Source organism: uncultured Slackia sp. (genome assembly GCF_959608125.1).
In the GTDB taxonomy this organism is placed as follows: domain Bacteria; phylum Actinomycetota; class Coriobacteriia; order Coriobacteriales; family Eggerthellaceae; genus Slackia.
In genome coordinates this window covers 13018-30791 of record NZ_CAUHPG010000006.1, presented here as the reverse complement: position 1 = coordinate 30791, position 17774 = coordinate 13018, and the positions used below count along the sequence as shown (strand labels likewise).

The window sequence follows — 17774 nt, the reverse complement described above, 5'->3', positions numbered from 1 at the left end:
ATGAAGTCGATCACATCCAAGAAGGCCGCCCGCGCTCTGCCGGCGCTTCGTGCCGATGCGAACAAATACACGCGCGGGGTCTGCGAGCTCGTGGTGGGAAGCGACCGCTTCGTCGGCGCCGCCGTTTTGGCGGTATCGGCGGCGAACCGCATGGGCGCAGGTTACGTGAAGGCATATACATGCGACAAAGCCGCAGACGTGCTGCATATCGTGCAGCCGTCGGCGGTCGTGCTTTCCGAGCAGGCATTTTTCGAAGAGGACCATGTTTTCGACGAACGTCGCCCCCGCGCCGTGGTGGCGGGGTGCGGCATGGCGGGCACCGACGAGGAAATCCGTCGTACGCTCGACTTGCTCGAAGCCTGCAAGGCTCCCGTGGTGCTCGACGGCGGAGGCCTGCGCGCCCTGGCCTGCGAGGAAGGCGCCGCGGCGGCGCGCCGTCGTTTCGTCGAGGGAATTCCCACGGTCATCACTCCGCATGGCGGCGAGGCGTTGCGCCTTATGCGCTTTCTTGCGGAAGGCTCGCAAGACATGCCCGACCCCAGTCGCCTGAAACCCCAGGAGATGGCGCTCGTGCTGGCGCGGGCGTTCGGCGTGACCTGCGTCTTGAAGGGCCCCGATACGTTCATCGCTACGGGGGACGAGGCGTCGGCGGGCGATGTGGCGGCCATGCTGCAGGGGACTTCGGCGCTCGCCAAGGCGGGAACGGGCGATATCCTGGCCGGCATGATCGGATCGCTGATAAGCCAGGGCGCCGAGGTTTTCGACGCGTGCGCCGCAGCTACGTTTCTACATGCCCGCGCCGGCATGCTGGCCTCGGTCGATCGATGCGAGCTGTGCGTGACGGCGGAAGACGTCCTTGACCATATAGCCGCGGCGGCGGCCGCGCTCGACCGCAAGATTCGAAAAGAGGGAAACTGACATGAGCAACATCCGTATCGAGCTGATGGATTCGCGCGACGAATTCAGGCCGGGCCGCAGCGGCGGTTCGGTGAACTGGATGCAGCTTCTTTCGGGCATCTTGCTGCTGGCGTTCGGCGCGCTATGCGTGTTCTGTCCCTTGGAGGTACTGGTCGGGTTCAATGTGATAGCCGCCGTTTTGATCATGATCGCCGGCGGTATCAACGCGGCGGCTTACATCCGTGCGCGCAACACCCTGTTCGAGCAGAGCGGCTGGAGCCTGTTTTTCGCAATCATGCTCATCTTGATCGGCGTCATGTTGATTATGTTTCCCATGGTGGGCGTGGCGTTCATGGGATGGGCGCTCGGCCTGGGCGCGATTCTATTCGGCGTGGTGCAGCTGGTGGCGGCCCGCAGGTTCTACGCGGTGGGCGCAGGAATCGGCCTGCTCGTGGGCATTTCCGGTATCGCCGAAGTAGTGCTGGGCGTTCTGCTGTGCGTCTGGCCTTCCAACTTGGGCATTTTCATCGGATTGTTCGCTTTCGTGCATGCCGTCGACATGATCGTGTTCAGCCTGCCGATCGGTCGCGACCGCACCAATACGCTTTGGTAGCACGCGTGCTTCCTGCGCGAACGGCCCCCTTTTCGCAGCCCGGCGTCATGTCGGCGGGGAAGGGGGCCTTGTTGTGTTCTGGTTTGCTGCTGCGCAGGGGCATGGCTCGGGTTCCCTTGTGGCGATGCCGTGCCGTCGTGGTTCGGAGGCATGGGCGCATGTATCATAGGCGGCTGGAACAACGTATGACGCATCGAGGAATTCGGAGATCTGCATCATGATGGAACAAGAGAGCATGTTCGACGCCCGGACCTCTGCCGCGCTGGCGAGCGACCCTGCCGCTCGCGTCGAGGCCCTTCGCCGTGAAATCGAGCATCACAGCTACCTGTATTACGCGCAGGACGCGCCCGAGATATCCGACGCCGCGTTCGATTCGTTGATGGCCGAGCTGCGCGAGCTCGAAGCGGCCCATCCCGAGTTGATCGACGCCTCGTCGCCCACGCAGCGCGTCGGCGGCTACGTCGGCGAGCAGTTCTCCGCCGTGCGTCATGCTCAGCGCATGTATTCGCTCGATAACGCGATGGACCTCGAAGAGCTGGACGCGTGGACGCAGCGCACGGTGGAGGCTGCGGGGCGTCCGGTGGAATTCGTCTGCGAGTTGAAGATCGACGGCTCTTCGATCGCGCTGACCTACGATGCGGGCGTGCTCGCCAAGGCGGCCACGCGCGGCGACGGCGTGACGGGCGAGGACGTCACGGTGAACATGCGCACCGTGCGCGACGTGCCGCTACGCCTGCGCGACGAAGGCGCAGCGGGGCTGGCCGACGCCGACGGATCGGTGGAAGTGCGCGGCGAGGTGTACATGCCCAAGGCGAGCTTCGATGCGCTCAACACCGCCGCCGAAGCGAACGGCAAGGCCCCCTTCGCCAATCCGCGCAACGCCGCCGCCGGCTCGCTGCGCCAGAAAGACCCTAAGATCACCAAGGGCCGCGACCTCTCCACGTTCATCTACGCGATCGCCGACGAGCGCGCCGTGAAAGCCGAAAACCAGTGGGAGCTGCTGCAGTGGCTGCGCGCGAGCGGTTTCCATGTGAACCCCGACGTGGCCTTGTGCGCAACGCCTGGCGAAGTGCGCGCGTTCTGCGAATCGGTGGCCGAAAAGCGCTCGGTGCTTCCTTATGATATCGACGGCGTGGTGGTGAAGGTGAATTCCTTCGCCATGCAGCGCGAACTGGGCTTCACGGCGAAGGCGCCGCGTTGGGCCATCGCCTACAAGTTCCCGCCCGAGGAAAAGACCACCGTGCTGCGCGACATCACCGTGCAGGTGGGCCGCACGGGCGCGATCACGCCGGTTGCCGAACTGGACCCCGTGCGCGTTGCCGGATCCACGGTCGCGCGCGCCACGCTGCATAACCTCGACGAGGTGCGTCGTAAGGACGTGCGCGTGGGCGACACGGTGATCGTGCGCAAGGCGGGCGACGTCATTCCCGAGGTGCTCGGTCCCGTGCTGAGCCTGAGGCCCGAAGGCGCCCGCGCATGGGAGATGCCCGCGACGTGTCCGAGCTGCGGAAGCCCGATCGTGCGCGAAGAGGGCGAGGCGGCGTTCAGGTGCGTCTCCATGGATTGTCCGGCGCAGGCGCTCGAAAGGCTGCTGCATTGGGCGAGCCGCGGCGCCATGGACATCGACGGCATGGGCGAGGAAATTGTCGCGCGCCTGGTCGAAAGCGAGCGCGTGCGCGACGTAGCCGATTACTACAGCCTGACCGAGTACGAGCTGGCCACGCTTGAGACGGGCCGCACGAACAAGGAAGGCGAGCCGATCCGCTTGGGTTCGACCATCGCCGCCAAGCTGATCGCCGCGATCGAGGCGTCCAAGGCGCGCCCGCTCGCGCGCGTGCTGTTCGGCCTGGGCATCAGGCACGTGGGCAAGACCACGGGCGAGCAGCTGGCCGCGGCGTTCCCGTCGATGGAGCGCCTGATGGAAGCGACCGAAGAACAGCTGGCCGAGGTGGAAGGCGTCGGCGGCGTGATCGCGCAGAGCATTCGCGCGTTCTTCGGCAACGAGGACAACCGCGAGGTCATCCATCGTCTGGGCCGCATGGGCGTGTCGCTGGAAGACGCGGCCGTTCACGACGAAACGCCTCAGACGCTGGCGGGCATCACGTTCGTGCTGACGGGCTCGCTTACGGAAAGCGGCATGACGCGCGACGAGGCCGGCGCCCGCTTGAAGGCTATGGGTGCGAAGGTGTCGGGCAGCGTGTCGAAGAAGACCGGCTATGTGATCGCGGGCGAGGCTGCTGGCAGCAAGTACGACAAGGCGGTTTCGCTGGGCGTCCCCGTGCTTGACGAAGCCGACCTTCTGCGTCTGCTGGAGGCGGGGTCGCTCGAGGCTGCGGGCATCGAGCCCCGCGATTAGGCTGGAGGAGGTGACAATGCGCGGCATAAGCACGCAAGAGCGGTATACTACGGCTTTGATGCGAAACGAATACGCGAACGATGAGAGAGGTTTGGCCATGCAGGACAGGCTGAGCGCATATGATGAAAAAGTCCTTCGCCGACTGGTGCAGCTGGAAACCGCTCGCCGCCAGGAGCGCAAACAAGGTCCGCTCGCGTTCGTGAAGCGCGATACCGAGGCGGGTTCGGCCATGCGCAGGCTCGACCAGCTGGGCATGATCGGCGCCATGTACAAAGACGGCAATCCCTATGTGGTCGAGGTGCTCGCGAAGGGGTATTCATACCTGGGCATCGTCGACGAGGAACGTGCCGAGGTGCTGCGCGTCGAGCGTCATCGCAAGGAGGATCGCCGCCACGATTGGATGGTCAGCGTCTTCACCGTGCTGGTTGCCATGGTCGGCGTGATCGCGGGCTTCCTGATCGCCAAATTCGTATAGCGAGCCGATCGCGGCGCGTTGCTTTTCCGGTTGCTTGCGGCTCCTCGATGCGCCTTCGCTGCCGCAATGCTTTTTCTATCGCCAACATGCAAGTCTGCCGATTCAATGCGGGTGGAATGGGGGTATCGGGCCTTACGAAGATGACGGCTGCCCGAGGCCTGTGCGCCTGACCGAAGTTTCTTCTGTCGGCTTTTGTCTCGAGCTTCAATAACGCAGATAGGGCCCTGCGCCGTTCGGGTAGTGCCGGTCGCGAGGGCCCTGTCGTTGCGGATGGATTGATGCATGTGGTTACAGGGGTTGCATCATTTCCAGGATGATGCCGTCGGGGTCGCGGAAATAGAATGCTTTACTCTTTCCGAAGCCGGCATCTGTGAAATCGAAGGTTTGAGGCTCGGAGAGGCATTCGACTCCATGTTCCTGCAGATGGCGGTAGGTCTCTTCGGCATCTTCCGTATGAAAACACAGTTCCGATATGGACGTGGTGAATAGGTCGCCCGCCTGCCGATCCGTCTCGTCGTCTAGAAACTGAATAAGTTCGACGGGGGGCATGTCTTGTCGCTCCGACCCATTCAGATAGGCTACGCGCGCCCTGCAGTTTTTTCGTTGGAACATCGCATCCGTTTCAGGTCCTTGCATCAGGATTTCGCCCTGGAATCGAAGGCCGAGCACGTCTCGATAGAAACGAATCGATCGCTCCATGTCGAATACGGTCAGTCCGATATGATAGATTCGCTTCGCCATATTATTCGCTGCTCCTATCGTTTATGGGTTTGAAAAGCGCATGGAAGAAGAATCCCAGTCCGATGGTGAGGATGATATGGCCGATTCCCGCCAATCCTCCTACCATGTGGTCGGCGAGGCTCGGGAGCGGCATCGCCAGGGTTTGAGACATTCCTCGTGCCGTCATGAAGCCTAAGGTCATCAAGAGCCCCATGTTGTACACCCAAAGAAAAATCCGGAAACTTCTCTGTTTTTCGATATCGAAGTTTTTCATGAACAGCGGCATCGACAGGAATACGAACCCTCCAAGCATGATTGCATGAGGATGGACTTCTGCAAGCACGGATTCTCCAGTGAAATGGGTCCAGTAGGCTATTTCGTGATTCAGCAAGCCCAATGCTAGGCCGATTGCGATATAGGCGAGAGAAATCCAGTACATTTTTTTAATCATAGGCGCTCCCTTCCATTCTGGGTTCTTTCTTATGTTCGGAAAAGAGCAAGGGTTCCTTTAGGACTTCTATTTGATTCGTCCCAATGCCGCAATGCGGTCGATTGGGAGGTGGTGCAGGATGGGCGAGTCATTTGTTTTCCAGGAACGGGTCTAGTATGGGAGAGGTGGGGTACCGAAAGGGGAATAAGCCCGCTGCGGCAGGGTGTCGTTGCCTTTTATGCGGGGCCCATGCGAAGTCGCGCTCCTGTATTCGGGCTTATTTCTTGGTCGGCGTCGCTGCATGTCGAGATTCTACGGTTGCTTTACCGCATTAAGGAGTATGTTCGGAATCGTTGCGAGTTGCCGATCTTGAACGGGGCATTGGGGCGATGCCGAAATGATATGATCACGCGCTCAATTGAATTCGACTGCCATGGCCATCCATGCCATCACGATAGATGCTTTGGAGCGATGGGCCTTCATGCCCGTATGACTCCTCTCGAAATAGACGAAGGGCTCCTTGCTCTGAGTGCATTATCGAAAAGGATGTCGTTGGGGGGAAGAGGGCACTTTTCGGTGCTCTATGCACCGAAAAGTAAGAATTGCATCGCGTAGTATCCGGTTCAGTTGCCTTCGTGGTCGTGGCGATAAAAGTCCACGTAGGCTTTCCCCCAATGATCCATAGCTTCCATGATGGGAATAAGATTTCTGCCCATATCGGTTAGTCGGTATTCCACGGTAGGCGGGACCGTAGGATGCGCCGTGCGTGCAACGATGCCGTATTTCTCCAGTTCTTTCAGTTGTTGGGTGAGCATTTTTTGAGTGATGCTGGGAATAAGGCGACGGAATTCGTTGTATCGGATGACTTCGTGCAAGTGAAGACTCCAGATGATAAGCGCCTTCCATTTTCCGCTTAGGATCTCGAGCGTGAGCTCTATTTCGCATTGATAATTGGAACAGCTGACCTTGTGGCCCCGTGAGTCAGGCATGATTCGCTCCTTCGATCATCTATGGTTCCATCCTATCGGATATTAAGATGCCGGGCGTTTGGCGTCGGGGTATTGTTGCATATTTGCGATCGTGCATGCACGGTTTCAGGGGGCGGATGCATTCGAGATGCCCTGCCTGATTCCGCCGCCGTTGCAGCGGGTTTCTACGATACTAGGTCGAAGACTACTTTCACGAAGAGCAGGGCGAGTATCGCGATGATGATGGGGCGCACTATTTTCGTGCCGTCCTTCATGACCATGCCTGCGCCCAGGTAGTTGCCGGCGATGCTGAACACGGCTGCCGCAAGCCCCAGGCCCAGCCAGACCGCTCCGTGCATGAAGAAGGTGACAAGTGCCGCCACGTTGGATGCCAGGTTGGCCACCTTCACTTCGCCGGACGCATGCTTGACGGGCAGCTTGGCTGCGGCAGTGAAGGCGATGAGCATGAACGTGCCTGTACCGGGTCCGTAAAATCCGTCATAGGCTCCGAGCAGCACCGAAGCGACGGCCACGATGACGTATTGCCTGCGCGGCGAGATTTCGGCGTCTTCGGGAGCTTCGAGCGTGCGTTTGCGCAGCACGGCGAAGGCGACGAACGGAAGCGCCACGACCAGCAGGATTTGGAATATGCCGTCGGGCGTGAGCAGGGCGAGCTTCGCGCCGATCGCCGAACCCGCCACGGCGCCTACGGCGGCGGGAACGGCCAGCTTGAAATCGATGTAGCCGCCGCGAGCAAGGCGGGCCGTGGCCACTGCCGTTCCGATCGAGGACGAAAGCTTGTTCGTTCCGAGCGCCGCATGCGCCGGCAGCCCCGCCAGCAAGTAGGCGGTCAGAGAAATCAACCCGCCGCCGCCGGCGATGGAGTCGACCAATCCGGCAAGGAAGACAAGCGGGCAAACGATAAGCAATGTGATGGGGTCCATAAACCTCGTCCTGACGAAAATAGGGGAAAAACGGGTGAAACGCAAAGGATTATAATATGGAGGTTTGCGACACGGGCGCTTCCTCTCCGCCCGCGCGGTTTATTCTCGAAGGATACATGCCGTAGGAATCGGCGGAATGGAGGAATTCATGGGCCAAAGCGCTGCGTTGAAAAAGCTCGGCATCATCGGCGGGCTCGGCCCCGCCGCTACGGCGAGCTTGTTTATGCGCATCATCGACCATACCGATGCTGCCACCGACCAAGACCATATAGACATCACGATTCTCAATCGCCCCCAGATTCCCGACCGCACCGCCTATATTCTGGGCAAAAGCGACGAATCTTACGTTCCCGCCGTGCGCGAGGCGGCGCTTGAGCTCGAAGCCATGGGTTGCGACGTGCTGTGCATGCCGTGCGTGACAGGCCATTACAAAAGCGACGAGACGTTCGGGTGCCTGACCACGGCGCATGTCCTCCATATGCCGCTCGAGGCCGCGCGCTATCTTGCGCGTGAAGGAAAGGCCGTCGTCGGCGTCATGGCGACGGACGGAACGGGCCGCGCGGGAGTGCTGCAGCAGGCGCTCGAGGCCGAAGGCCTCGTCGCCGTGTTTCCCGACGAAGAGCATCAGGCCAAGGTCATGAGCATCATCTACGACGACGTGAAGGCGGGCCGTCCTGCCGATATGCGGGCTTTCGACGATGTATGCGCCCATCTGCGCGAGCGCGGTTGCGACAGCGTGCTTTTGGGCTGTACCGAGCTTTCCGTCATCGATGCGCCCTCCGAGGCTCGGGGGATGCTGGTGGTCGACGCGCTCGAAGTGCTTGCCGTTCGTGCCGTCGAAGAATGCGGAGCCCGCTTGAAATAGCTTCGCGTCCTTCCCGTTCGCCGCGTTTTTCGCGAAAGCGTCCTGTAACACTGAATTTACTTCGCACTCTACTGTGATGGAGTATAATCCTTCGATACCGAATTAAAGCGCATCGTTTCGAGCAATGCGTCGCGTACGCAGGGAAGGAGCATCGGCCATGGCGATGGAGGAAGCGAAGTATATCTGGAAGAACGGCGAGCTGGTTCCGTGGGCCGAGTGTACCACGCATGTGCTCACGCATTCCCTGCATTACGGCTCGGCCGTGTTCGAGGGCATGCGTTGCTATTACAACGAAGAGACCGGAAAGAGTTTCGTCTTCCGTCTGAAAGACCATATGGAACGTATGGTCCGTTCCGCGAAGATGTGCATGATCGACGTTCCGTACACCGCCGACGAACTTGTCGCCGCTACGCTCGAGACCATCAAGGCTTGCGAGCTTCCTTCCTGCTATGTCCGTCCTCTGGTGTATCACGGCTACGGCCAGATGGGCGTCGATCCCACGGGTGCTCCCGTCGATGTGATCATCGCGTGTTGGCCCTGGGGCGCCTACCTGGGCGAAGAGGCTCTCGAAAAGGGCATCACCGCCGGCGTTTCTTCTTGGCGCCAGCGTTCCAATAACGCCATTCCGCCGCAGATGAAGTCTTCAGCGTCGTACATGAACTCCATCCTGGCCAAGCTCGAAGCGAAGGCCCACGGCTATTCCGAGGCCGTCATGCTCAATGAGGCCGGCTACGTGTGCGAGGGCACGGGCGAGAATCTGTTCATCGTGCGCGACGGCGTGCTTTCCACGCCGCCTGTGGCCGAAGGACTGCTCGAGGGCATCACGCGCGACACCGTGCTCAACCTTGCTATGGACCTGGATATTCCTGTTGTCGAAGAGCGCCTGGTGCGTGCCGACCTGTACGCCGCCGACGAAGTGTTCTTCACGGGCTCTGCGGCCGAGGTGACGCCCGTCGCGGCGATCGACGACCGCCCGATCGGCGGCCGCGGCCCGATTACCAAGGCCATCCAGGAGCGCTTCTTCGCCATGACCGCCGGCGAGCTTGAGGAATACAGCGACTGGCTGTACGAGGTTAAGTAGTTTCGTGGGCCGTTCGGCCGACGAAACCGGGCGACGCTGCAAAGCCGCCGGGCACCCTGTCTCGTCCCTCCGTGCTCCGGTCACGTGCGAAGCACGCTCCCTGCGCCGGTCGGGCCGATCGGGGGATTCCCCTTCCTTCTATTTCGACGGTATTCTGTAAGGGCTCCGATTCCGGAGCCCTTCTTGTATTTGAAAGGATCCATCATGCCTATCATCACGCAGCCGACGCGTATCTTCGATTTGCATTGCGACACGCTCGACCGCCTGGCGCTGCATAGCGTTATTCCCGAGGCCGGCTTCATGGCCGAAGACGCCGCCATTCCCGCCTACCGCATGAGCTCGCTGGCCGACAACGACGCCCATATCGACCTGACGCGTATGGCGCGTGCAGGTTACGCATGGTGCCAGTGCTTCGCTGCGTTCATTCCCGATGACATCGGCGTCGAGGGCGGCTACCGCGTGTTCGACACAGTGCGCCGCTACTTCGCGGGGCAGCTCGAACAGCACGCCGCATTGGTCGAGCAGGTGCGCGATGCGCGCGATATCCGCGGCATCGTCGACGCGGGCCGCTGCGCTGCGATGTTCACGGTAGAAGGCGGATCGTTTATCGGCGAGGACCTCGACCGCATTCACGAAGCGGCCGACGCGGGCGTGAAAATGCTGACGTTGACCTGGAACGACAAAAACGCCATCGCTTCCGGAAACAAAACCGTCGACGGCCTGAGCTTCTTCGGCCGCGATGCCGTGCGCATGCTCGAACAGCGCCGTGTGGTCGTCGACGTGTCGCATCTTAACGATCGCAGTTTCTGGGATGTGCTGGAGGCGGCGCAGCGTCCGTTCGCCGCATCGCACTCTAACGCTCGCGCAGTGTGCGGCCATCCGCGCAACTTGACCGACGACCAGTTCCGCGCGCTCGCGGAACGCGGCGGCATCGTGGGCCTGAATTTCTGCCAGCGCTTCCTTTCGGACGCAGGCCCCGTGACGCGCGATGACGTGCTGCGCCATGTCGACCATATGCTCGAGTTGGGCGGCGAACGCGTCGTCGCGCTGGGAAGCGATTACGACGGCTGCGACGTGCCCGAGTGGCTTGAACCCGCAGAAAAGGTCGGTACGCTGTACGATCTGTTCGCTGCGGAGTTCGGCGTGGAAGTGGCCGAGGCGATCTGCTTCGAGAACGCGTGTTCCTTCTTCGAGCGGAACGAGACGGTCTAGGCGCGCCCTATCCGCTCCGTCTTCGATGCATGCTGCCTGACGGCGCTGACGATGTTACTGAAAAAAGAACCCCTGAAGGGTACTCCATCAGGGGTTCTTGATTTTTACGTTGTCGCGGCGAAGCGGGTCACCATATTTTGACGGGTCTATCCTCCTTCACGCAGACAAGCGGAATGCCCGAGCGTAGAAGCATCGTCCACATACCGAACGATACGGTCATGAACGCCACGATCAATGCGCCGATGCCTACGACGTAATTCGGCCAGGGAAGCGCCGCCAAGACCATGCCCAGGCTGCCGATCGCCGTGCGGATGCAGTTCATCAGCGCCGATGCGGATCCCGCATCGCGCGCCTGCTGTTCGAGCAGGATGTTCATGCTGTAAGGCCGCGTGCACGATTCGGCCATGGCGAAGGCGATGAAGCAGGCGCAGAACGCATATGGGCTGCTTTGGCCGACGAGCAGCATGACGATTCCCATGGCGATGGAAAATGCCAGCATGAACGTGGTGAAGCGAATAACGGAGATGCGTTTCGACGCCACGAGCCAGATGAACGGCCCTGCCGCCATGACGATCGCGGCTACTGCGAAAAATAGGCTGTATCCTACTTCGCCCGTGCCGAAGAAGTCGACGTAGATATACGAGCCGACGGCGATATATCCCATGAAAGGAATTTCGAAAAGGCTGGTCAGCAGTAGAAACGTCATGAATCCGGGATTCTTGCCGACAACGACGAGTTGCGCCATGGTATGGAAGAAGTTTCCCCTCGACCGCTCCTTTTCGTCCAGCGTTTCTTCGAAAAGCACGGTCAGGGCGAGGCATCCTACGCCGATCGCCGCCAGAATCCAAAACGTCATGCGCCAATCGGCCGCGGCCACGACGCCCGCGCCGATTACGGGCGCGGTGGCGGGTCCTACGACGAACAGCACCTGAATGACCGAGAGGATCTTCTCGCGGTAATACGTCTGGAACGAATCCTTCACTGCAGCCGTGCAGACGGCGCTGATGGCGCCGGCGCCGAGGGCTTGCGCGATACGTGCTCCGATGAGGAATTCGATCGTGGGGGACAGGGCGCATGCTGCCGATGAGACGCTGTACAGGCCGACGCCTGCCAGCAACACGGGGCGGCGTCCGTGCTTATCGCTCATCGGTCCGAACACGAGCATGCCTAGTGCGAAGAAGGCGTAATAGCCCACGAGCGTCATGTTCACGAGCGAGACGTCGGTGTCGAAGTGGCGCGCCATTCCGGGTACGGCGGGCGTGTACATGTCGAGTGAAAGCGGCGTAATGAGCGAGGCCGCGACAAGCAGAATGAGCAGTCCTCCTGCGCCGAGCCTCGGCTGGGGTTTGACGAGCCGGTTTTCGATGGAAAATGCCATAGAAACGCTTCTTTTCAAGCTATGCGAACAATGCGGGCCGCACGGTCGATTCGCGCGGCCCGATCATTATACGGCCTGCGGGCGCATTGCCGTAAGCGCCCGTCGGCCATTCGTGTTGCGAACGCGCCTTACGCGAGCGTGTCGCGCACATCGAAGACGGCCGCGGCGATGTCTTCGTAGAGCGCATAGCTCGTATCTCCGTCGGGCATGCCCGTCATGATGGAGAGGATGTAGGTTTTGCCGTCGAGCGTCACGATGCCCGCGTCGCATACGCCATTCCAAAGCGGGTCGGAGTCGGCGCACCAGCCGGCTTTGTCCTGCACGGATGCGCCGGTCGTGCGCAACGCTTCGCGGATGAAGGAGACTTCCGTCTGGCTCGTGAGCTCGTTGAGCAGCTGTGCCGCCTCGCTCGGCGTCTGCAGGTAGGAATACATTTCGGTCCACAGCTTGGCGGACGTGCGGGCGCAGTACCACGGATACCATGAATCGGCGCGATAGTGCACGTCGTCCAGACCGAGTTCGTCGACCCATTCGTCATAGCCCTCGGAGTCGAATGCGTCGCGCAGCGAGCCGAAGGCGTTGTTGTCCGAATAGACGATCGCATCTGCGATCAGGTCGGACAGCGGATAGGAGCCGCCGTTGTAGTAGCTATTGGGGTCATAGGCGCTCGTGCCCTGACAGGAGTCTTCGAGGTCGATCTTGCCGGTGTCGACCTGCGTCTGGCACACGTACAGCGCGTATGGGGCCTTGAACGAACTGGCGCCGTAGACGGTCGTGTCAGCATCGTAGCTGATGCCCTTGCCGGTTTCCAGGTTGTAGAACACCAGGCTGACGTCGCCGTGTTCTTCGGCGTTGTCGATGGCGTCCTCGATGGCGGAACGTTGCGTATCGGAGAGGCCGGGTGCGTCTTCGCCCGCAAGCGCGAAGGTCTGCAAGCCGTTTCCTTCGGGAATGCCGTCGAGCGCTTCGGGGGTCGGCTCGAAGGGCACGGGCTCGGATTCCGAGGAAGCTTCCTCGGCGTCGGGCGTTTCTACCTGCGTTGCGACAGGCTCGGGTTCGGTCGTGGGGTCGTTTGCGGGACGGGTGCATTGGAAGGCAGCGAATCCCGCGATCGCGATCACGACCGCCGCCGCGATCGCCAGCGCGCTTTTGGGAAGGGCGGATGCCATGTCGGCTGTGTATCGTGCGCCTGCTGCGGCGCGAGCCGCCATGTCGGCCGTGCTACGGGCTTGCGGACGCGCGTCGTCTTGCTTCTCGCGACTCGCTGCGTGCGCTGGGCCGCTTCGACGGCCTTCGGCCTGTTGGCGTTGACGCAGGTGTTCGCGAGCCCTTTCGCGCGCTTCGTCGTCGAGCCCGTTGTTGTCATGGGCGCTCGGACGACGATGGTTTCCATCGGTCATAAAAGATGCTCCTCGGTTGGGTATGAGCGATATTTCTTCGCAACTGTAGCACCGAGTGGGTTTGGCTAAAATGGAACAATGGAAATTGCGCCGCGAACAAAGTCCGTTTCCAGAGCTTTTTCAGGTTTGGAGACGGATGTGAAGGCATCATGCGCATCGAAAGGGGCAGCTATGGCAATCGATAAAAAAGCATTCAGGAGCCTTTCGTACGGACTCCATATCGTGACGGCTCGGGGCGAATCGGGCAATGCGGGATGCGTTGTGAATACGTTCGCCCAGGTCACTTCGACTCCCGCACAGGTGAGCATCGCCATCAACAAGGAAAACGCCACCACGGCGGTCATCCTGGAGTCGGGAATGTTCGAGGCGTCCGTTTTGTCGCAGAATGCAACGATGGAGCTGATCGGCCGTTTCGGCTTCCATACGAGCGCCGACACCGATAAATTCTCCGACACCGCGATCGAATTCGACGAGGCGGGCATTCCCTACGTGGCCGAGCAGACGGTGGCCCATTTTCTGGCGAAGGTGAAGGGCGCGCTCGATTTGGGAACCCACATGCTCATCGTCGGCGAAGTGGTGCAGGCCGAGGCGCTTTCTTCCGACGAGCCTATGACGTATGCATACTATCACCAGGTCAAGGGCGGCAAGACGCCCCCGAAGGCGTCGAGCTACGAAGCACCTGACGCGCAGGTCGAGGTCGCCGCGCCGCAGGAGACCGCCGAGCGCAAAGTGGCGTGGCGTTGCACGATCTGCGGCCATATCGAATACGTCGACGAGCTTCCCGACGATTTCCGCTGCCCGATTTGCGGCGTGGGCAAGGAGCTTTTCGAACGTATCGAACTGTAGGGTTTTCGCGGGCGTTCCGTATGCGGGGCGCCCGTTTTGCGTTCGCGCGCCGTTCGCACAGGCGGACAAGCGGTTCGACGGAGCGACCCGATGCGTAAGACATGCCCGGCGTATCCTGCGCAACGGATATCCGAAAAAAGAAAGAGAGCGTATGGAAAGGTTCGATATCGCCATCGTAGGCGCAGGCGTCGCGGGCGCCTGCGTGGCGCGAGAATGCGCGCGTTTCAAGGCGGACGTCGTGGTGCTCGAGGCCAGTCTCGACGTGGCCGGCGGGGCGACGCGGGCGAACAGCGGCATCGTGCACGCAGGGTTCGATCCCGCACCCGGCAGCGCGAAGGCGCATTATAACGTCGAAGGGTCGCGTTTATACCCCCAATGGGCATCCGAACTGGGATTTCCCTATAAGCAAAACGGATCGATCGTCTTGGCGTTCACGAATGACGAATTGAAGGCCGTGCGCGCGCTGGCGCAGCGCGGCGAGCGCAACGACGTCGAGGGGCTGCGTGTGATCGACTCCGCCGAGCTGCGCGATCTGGAGCCGAACGTCTCCCCTGAAGCGATCGGCGCCCTGCTGGCGCCGACGGGCGGCATCTGCGACCCGTACAAGGTGGCGTGGCGTGCCGCCGAAAACGCCGCTGCGAACGACGTGGAGTTTCGTTTTTCGTCGCGCGTCGAGCGCATCGAGCGTGCCGCCGAAGGCGACGGATACGTGCTGGCGCTTGCCGACGGCCGCCGTGTGCATGCGCGCGCCGTGGTGAATGCGGCGGGCGTTCATGCAGACGAGCTTGCCGCCTGCGTTTCGGACGCCGGCTTCTCCATCACGCCGCGCCGCGGCGATTACCGCCTCATGAACACGGCGGCGGGCGAGAAGTTCGCGCACACGATGTTTCAGGCGCCGACCGAGGCGGGCAAAGGCGTCCTCGTGTCGCCGACGGTGCACGGAAACCTTTTGGTGGGTCCGAACGCTGTCGAACAGGAGAGCAAAGACGCCGTGGCGACGCAGCGCGAGGGGCTCGATTTCATCTTCGATGCCGCGCGCAAGACGTTTCCAGGACTCGATCCTCGCACCCAGATCGCGAATTTCGCGGGAGTGCGCGCAACGGGCGACACGGGCGATTTCGTCATCGGCGAAGCTTCGGATGCGCCTGGATTCTTCAACGTGGCGTGTTTCGATTCGCCGGGATTGACGTCGGCGCCTGCCGTGGCCGTCGATATGGCGCCGCGTATCGCGGCGTACGTGGGCGCGCCGCGCAAGGAATCGTTCGACCCCGTGGTGAAGATGCCGCCGCTGTTCTCGGCGCTTGACGACCGGGGCCGTGCCGCCGCCATCGCGGCCGATCCGCGCGCCGGCCGTCTCGTGTGCCGCTGCAAGAAGATCAGCGAAGCGGACGTTGCGGCCGTGCTGCACACCCGTATTCCCGTGCTGTGCATCGATGCCGTGAAGTGGCGCACCGAGGCCATGATGGGCGGCTGCAACGGCGGCTTCTGCGTTCCCGAAATAGCGAAGATCGTGGCGTGCGAGCTGGGAGTTTCTCCCGATGAGTTGCCGAAGCGCCTGGAGGGCGGCATGCTGGCGGCAGCGGCTCCCGAGCAGTACTGCGCAACCGCGCGGCTCGACCATGTTGCGCGCGAACGGGCGGAAGCCTTGCAGGATCTTGCGCGCGCAGCCTACGATGTGGCGGTGATCGGCGGCGGCGCGGCGGGCATCGCGGCCGCTGCGTCGGCGGCCCGCGCAGGGGCGTCGGTGCTCGTGATCGACCGCGAGCCCGACCAAGGAGGCATTCTCAAGCAGTGCATCCACAACGGATTCGGCCTGCATCGTTTCGGCGAGGAGCTGACGGGCCCCGAATACGCTTCGCGCGAGCTGGCCGGTCTGCAAGGTCTTTCCGTCGATGTGGTGGCCGAGGCCAGCGTGCTCGGATTCGGCCGCGCCGACGGCGAGGCGCTACGGGTGTCTTACGTCGATCCGCTCGGGTCGCATGAGGTGCGCGCGGGCGCGGTCGTGCTGGCCACGGGTTCGCGCGAGCGCGGCGTCGGCGCCCTGGACGTGGCGGGCGAGCGCCCTGCCGGCGTGTATTCGGCGGGTTCGGCGCAGAACCTGATGAACCTGCAAGGGTGCCTGCCCGGCAAAGAGGCGGTCATTCTGGGCTCGGGCGATATCGGCCTCATCATGGCCCGCCGTCTGGCCTTCGCGGGTGCGCGCGTGGTAGGCGTCTTCGAAATCAATCAGGAGCCCAGCGGCCTTCGCCGCAATATCGTGCAGTGCCTGGACGACTTCGGCATTCCGCTGTATACGGGGCGCACGGTCACGCGCATCGAGGGCGAGGGGCGCCTCGAGGCCGTCGAGGTGAGCCGCGTCGATCCGCAGACGTTCAAGCCCATCGCGGGCACGCAGCAGCGCATCGCGTGCGACACGCTGCTTCTGTCGGTGGGATTGGTGCCCGAAAACACCGTGGCGTCGGCTGCGGGCGTGCAGCTCGACCCGGTGACGGGAGGCCCAGTGGTCGACGACGATTTCCAGACCGGCGTCGACGGCGTGTTCGCGTGCGGCAACGCGCTGCACATCCACGACCTGGTCGACTTCGTGTCGAGCGAGGGCGAGCGCGCCGGCATGGCGGCCGCGCGTCACGCCGCGGGCGTCGCGGGATACGAAACCCGCCGCGGCGTTCCCGTGACGGCGGGCGAAGGCGTGCGCTACGCGGTGCCGCAGTTCATCAGCGACGAATCCGAGCGCATCACGCTGCGTTTCCGCACGTCGAAGGCGTTCGAGGCGGCGACGGTGCTCGTCGAGGCGCGCGACGCCGAGGGCGCGTGGCATACGGTCAAAAAGCGCCGCGTGCCGGTGGCGGTGCCCGCCGAGATGCAGGGCATCGACATCGCTGGCGACGTGTTGTCGCAGGCGATCGAAGTGACGGTGAAGGTGCAGGAGCAGCGATGAGCGATATCAACGAAACCGGCGCCGGCGCGAATCCCGGCGCATCGACCGAACGGGCGTTTTTGCGTTCGGATGTCAAGAACGTGCAGGCCGACGCGCCGCGGTGGGGCGGCGTCGCGTCGTCGCGTCCGGGCGGGCCGCTGAAGACGGGGCGTCCCGAGCGCACGTTCGAGGAAACGTACACGTGCATCTGCTGTCCGTTGGGCTGCAGGCTCACGGTGATGCTTTCGCAAAGCGACGAGGGCCTCGATACGCTGGGCGTGGTGGGCTACAAGTGCAAGCGCGGCAAGGATTATGCACGCCAGGAAGCCACCCATCCGGTGCGCATGGTCACGGCGAGCGTGCCCGTCGAGGGCAGGCTCAGCCCCGTGAGCGTGAAGACCGCGCAGCCCGTTCCGAAGAACAAGATCATGCAAGTCGCCGCCGTTCTCGCGGCCGCGCGCGTACAGCCTCCCGTCCGTGAAGGAGATGTGGTCGTGGCCGATATTTGCGACACCGGAATCGACGCGATCGCCACGAAAACGGTGCTCTAACGCGCCCGCGCGTTCCTTCTATACGCATAGATATTCTGAAATGAGAAAATTTATATTTCTCCTTGCATTGTTTTGGAATATTCGTTAAAGTTCGATTTACGCTTTAATGCAATAAAGCGAA

16 protein-coding genes are annotated in these 17774 nt (G+C 62.1%); 10 read left to right on the top strand and 6 right to left on the bottom strand.

The annotated features are described in order from the left end of the window. From Q6E04_RS03060 to Q6E04_RS03045, 4 genes are all read left to right on the top strand, one after another. The gene (locus Q6E04_RS03060) at positions 1–918 is read left to right on the top strand and encodes an NAD(P)H-hydrate dehydratase (protein ID WP_303249336.1); all 918 of its coding nucleotides are present in this window, start codon (positions 1–3) and stop codon (positions 916–918) included. 1 nt (position 919) lies between these two features. Beyond that, entirely contained in the window at positions 920–1510 is a 591-nt protein-coding gene (locus tag Q6E04_RS03055) for an HdeD family acid-resistance protein (RefSeq protein ID WP_303249335.1), read from the top strand. Between the two features lie 220 nt (positions 1511–1730). Then, the gene (gene ligA, locus Q6E04_RS03050; protein WP_303249385.1) at positions 1731–3866 is read left to right on the top strand and encodes an NAD-dependent DNA ligase LigA; all 2136 of its coding nucleotides are present in this window, start codon (positions 1731–1733) and stop codon (positions 3864–3866) included. Between the two features lie 145 nt (positions 3867–4011). Beyond that, positions 4012–4341, top strand: coding sequence for a histidine kinase (locus tag Q6E04_RS03045; protein WP_244594935.1), 330 nt, complete (start codon positions 4012–4014; stop codon positions 4339–4341). 288 nt (positions 4342–4629) lie between these two features. On the opposite strand, the gene Q6E04_RS03040 is transcribed toward Q6E04_RS03045, so the two are convergent. The 4 genes from Q6E04_RS03040 to Q6E04_RS03025 form a co-directional block, all read right to left on the bottom strand. After that, positions 4630–5082, bottom strand: a complete 453-nt coding sequence (locus Q6E04_RS03040; protein WP_303249334.1) for a VOC family protein — start codon at positions 5080–5082, stop codon at positions 4630–4632. Position 5083: 1 nt separating this feature from the next. Continuing rightward, complete coding sequence (locus Q6E04_RS03035; RefSeq protein ID WP_303249333.1) at positions 5084–5512, bottom strand: DUF2871 family protein; 429 nt, start codon at positions 5510–5512, stop codon at positions 5084–5086. Positions 5513–6114: 602 nt separating this feature from the next. Next, positions 6115–6480, bottom strand: coding sequence for a helix-turn-helix domain-containing protein (locus Q6E04_RS03030; RefSeq protein WP_303249332.1), 366 nt, complete (start codon positions 6478–6480; stop codon positions 6115–6117). A 164-nt stretch (positions 6481–6644) separates the two neighbouring features. Then, positions 6645–7403 carry a TSUP family transporter gene (locus tag Q6E04_RS03025; RefSeq protein ID WP_303249331.1) on the bottom strand — a complete coding sequence of 253 codons (759 nt, stop codon included), beginning with the start codon at positions 7401–7403 and terminating at the stop codon, positions 6645–6647. A 136-nt stretch (positions 7404–7539) separates the two neighbouring features. Here Q6E04_RS03025 and Q6E04_RS03020 point away from each other — a divergent pair, with 136 nt between their 5' ends. The 3 genes from Q6E04_RS03020 to Q6E04_RS03010 all read left to right on the top strand — a co-directional run bounded on the left by Q6E04_RS03020 (position 7540) and on the right by Q6E04_RS03010 (position 10561). After that, on the top strand, positions 7540–8268 hold the full coding sequence (locus Q6E04_RS03020; protein WP_303249330.1) for an aspartate/glutamate racemase family protein: 729 nt from the start codon (positions 7540–7542) through the stop codon (positions 8266–8268). Positions 8269–8425: 157 nt separating this feature from the next. Further along, a complete protein-coding gene (locus Q6E04_RS03015; RefSeq protein ID WP_303249329.1) occupies positions 8426–9349 on the top strand; it encodes a branched-chain amino acid transaminase in 924 nt (307 codons plus the stop codon). A 204-nt stretch (positions 9350–9553) separates the two neighbouring features. Further along, complete coding sequence (locus tag Q6E04_RS03010) at positions 9554–10561, top strand: dipeptidase (protein WP_303249328.1); 1008 nt, start codon at positions 9554–9556, stop codon at positions 10559–10561. Between the two features lie 127 nt (positions 10562–10688). Here Q6E04_RS03010 and Q6E04_RS03005 read toward each other — a convergent pair whose 3' ends face one another. Both Q6E04_RS03005 and Q6E04_RS03000 read right to left on the bottom strand, forming a co-directional pair. Then, positions 10689–11939 carry a Bcr/CflA family efflux MFS transporter gene (locus Q6E04_RS03005; protein ID WP_303249327.1) on the bottom strand — a complete coding sequence of 417 codons (1251 nt, stop codon included), beginning with the start codon at positions 11937–11939 and terminating at the stop codon, positions 10689–10691. A 128-nt stretch (positions 11940–12067) separates the two neighbouring features. Beyond that, a complete protein-coding gene (locus Q6E04_RS03000) occupies positions 12068–13339 on the bottom strand; it encodes a serine hydrolase (RefSeq protein ID WP_303249326.1) in 1272 nt (423 codons plus the stop codon). A 171-nt stretch (positions 13340–13510) separates the two neighbouring features. Here Q6E04_RS03000 and Q6E04_RS02995 point away from each other — a divergent pair, with 171 nt between their 5' ends. From Q6E04_RS02995 to Q6E04_RS02985, 3 genes are all read left to right on the top strand, one after another. Beyond that, a complete protein-coding gene (locus tag Q6E04_RS02995; protein ID WP_303249325.1) occupies positions 13511–14185 on the top strand; it encodes a flavin reductase in 675 nt (224 codons plus the stop codon). Between the two features lie 151 nt (positions 14186–14336). Next, positions 14337–17123 carry an FAD-dependent oxidoreductase gene (locus Q6E04_RS02990; protein WP_303249324.1) on the top strand — a complete coding sequence of 929 codons (2787 nt, stop codon included), beginning with the start codon at positions 14337–14339 and terminating at the stop codon, positions 17121–17123. Beyond that, entirely contained in the window at positions 17120–17653 is a 534-nt protein-coding gene (locus tag Q6E04_RS02985; RefSeq protein ID WP_303249323.1) for a DUF1667 domain-containing protein, read from the top strand. The genes Q6E04_RS02990 and Q6E04_RS02985 overlap by 4 nt, the downstream gene beginning before the upstream one ends. The last annotated feature ends 121 nt before the right edge of the window (positions 17654–17774 follow it).